This window comes from bacterium (assembly GCA_035529855.1).
Lineage (GTDB): Bacteria > RBG-13-66-14 > B26-G2 > WVWN01 > WVWN01 > WVWN01.
The window spans coordinates 1-2,469 of the sequence record DATKVX010000012.1; the positions used below are offsets into that span (position 1 = coordinate 1).

At 66.3% G+C, this 2,469-nt stretch carries 2 protein-coding genes; both read right to left on the reverse strand.

Annotated elements, in window-relative coordinates:
* Positions 1-501, reverse strand: a 501-nt coding sequence (locus VMX79_01340) for a DUF2723 domain-containing protein (GenBank protein HUV85738.1), incomplete at its 3' end; no start/stop codon positions are given.
* A 5-nt stretch (positions 502-506) separates the two neighbouring features.
* Positions 507-2,469 (reverse strand): tetratricopeptide repeat protein (locus tag VMX79_01345; GenBank protein ID HUV85739.1); only part of this gene is annotated, 1,963 nt, incomplete at its 5' end.

The window sequence follows — 2,469 nt, forward strand, 5'->3', positions numbered from 1 at the left end:
CGCCAGAACGTACAGCTCCCGCGCCGCACCCGTCCGCCGCAAACGCAGCGCCGCCCACAGCAGCGCCGCCCAAAATAATGCGTTCAGCGCGTACACCTCCGCCATCGTCGCCACCGACCACAGCGTCCTCCCCGCCAACGCCAAAAGGCCCGCCGCCGCCATCGCCAACGCCTCCCCCATTTCCCCCACATCCAGCTGCCGCGCCAACTCCCGAGCCGCCAGCGCCAGGAAGAACGCCGCCCCCGCCGCCGCGGCCGCCGATACCAGGTTTATCAAAAACGCCTGCTCCCCCCACGGGAAAAACGTCGCCAGCTGCCCCAGCAGCGCGTACAGCGGGTAACCCGTCGGGTGCGCCACGCCCAGCGTCGCCGCCACCCCCAGGAACTCCCCCGAATCCAATATGGACAGCCCCGGCGCCGCGCCCGCGGCGTAGAGCGCGAAGCCGCCCAGTAACAAGGCCCAGGGGAGAAAGCGCAACCACGTTTTGTTCGTAAACGTCATATTAATTACGGCGCCGACGTACTTACGCCGTACTCGGCCAGTAGTCTTTCGAAAGCCGTGGTGTTTCGGACGCCGGCGAGCTCCGCGTCTTCGCGCGCTATCGCGACGTAATGCTGGGGGTCGATCCTGACGGCCGCCTCCAGGTGCTCCAACGCCGCGGCCTTGCGGCCTTCCCGCGCGTATATACGCGCCAATTCATAGTGGGCCGGCGCGTCGCCGGCGTACAACCCGACCGCGGCCTCGAAGTCGGCCCGGGCCCGCTCGCCGTTTCCCAATTTTAGATAGTTAACGCCCCGGGCGGTATACACCGGCGGGAACTCGGGGCCGAAGGCGAGGGCGTTGTCGAAAGCTCGCACCGCGGCGCCGTGGTCGCCGGCGGCCTGGTACGCCAGGCCCCGCTCCCACCAGAACCCGGCGTCCTCGGCGTAATCCGGCTCCGCCGCGGCAAACGCGGCCAGCGCTTTCTCACTCTCGCCCCGTTCGCGATAAATGAGGCCGCGGACGTAATCCGCTTCTCCAAGCGAACCCTCTTCGAGGTCTTCGGCCACGGCCGCGGCTTCGTCGACTCGCCCGGCCGCGAGGAGGGCCCGCGCCAACCGCGCGCGGATGACGGCGTCGCCCGGGGCGAGGTCAAGCGCGCGGCGATAGTAACCGACCGCCTCCGCCGGTCGACCCGACAACATATATATCCCCGCTAAATTCATATATCCCTCTTCGTCGTCGGGGACGAGGCGAACGTACGATTTATACAATTTTTCCTGGGGTTCAACAATATCCCAATCGAGAAGGTGATTGCTCAAACCGACGTAATATAGATCGAGCATATTTCTAAATACCGGGTCGCCCAACTCGGCGGGGCCCCGTCTTCCGACGTAGGCCGTCAGGTCCGTGAGCGCCGCTACGGCGGCCTCGCCGCGCCGGGCGAGCTCCGCGGGGGGCGGCGCCGCCGGCGTTACCTCCATCACGACGTCGTAGGGAACGATATACCTTCGCAGTTCGCCGCCCGGGTCGCCGATCCCCCAGAACATCGGCCGTCGGCCCGCGTTCCCCGCGATAATCCTCTGTATAACGTTGCGGAGGACGAAGTCATCGCTCGATGATATTACGCTGCTGGCGTCTACCTCGCCGCGGGCCTGGGCGTACTCAATCAACGCCCCTACTTCGGCCTCCGCGGGGACGGACAGGTACGGGCCCTGCCGCGCGAGCGCCGTCAGATAACCGCGGTTGGTAAGCAAGATTTGGAACACGACGGCCGCGTCCGGCCTTAACCCCCGCACGTATACGTTATACCACGTTATAAAGGCGTTGGTATCGCAGCTCGCGAAGAAAAGGGCGCGCGCCGGCAACGCCACCAGCAGCCGGCGGCCGTACGTCTCCGCGAAGATGAAGCCGCGACGATGGCCGTACGGGTAATTCGTCGCGAACGCCCAACCGGCCGCCGCCAGGGTCGCCGTCGCGGCGCCTATCGCCGCGGCCCGCCGCCACGCTACCGACCTTTTCAAGAAAGATTGGCCGACGAAGCCGACCCCCAAAGCGGCCGCAAAAACGACGGCCAGGTGAAGCGGTATGAAGTAGTACCAGATGTCGGGAATAGAATACACGACGCAATAGGCGAGGTACCCGGCATAGTACAGCGCGAGCGCCGACGCGACGGCCCACCGGCGTTTCGCGAACAACCACGCCAGCCCCGCCGCCGCGAACGCCGCCAGCGGCGTGACGTTGGACAAGACCGCGCCGCGGTACTGCGTTAAGGCCCCTTTTACCCCCTCGACGCCGTAATAAAGGAAATGGCCGCGGTACTGCAACGCCGCCAGGTGGGCATAGAGGGAGGCCGCGGTGGAGGGGTCGTTCCAGTTGAAGAGCGGCTGCCGCGCCGCCCGCAACGGCGTGTAGAGGTTCACCGAGACCCCCGCCAATAAAAAGGCCGCCGCCAACGGCAGCGCCCGCGCCAGCGTCTTCGCCTTCCCC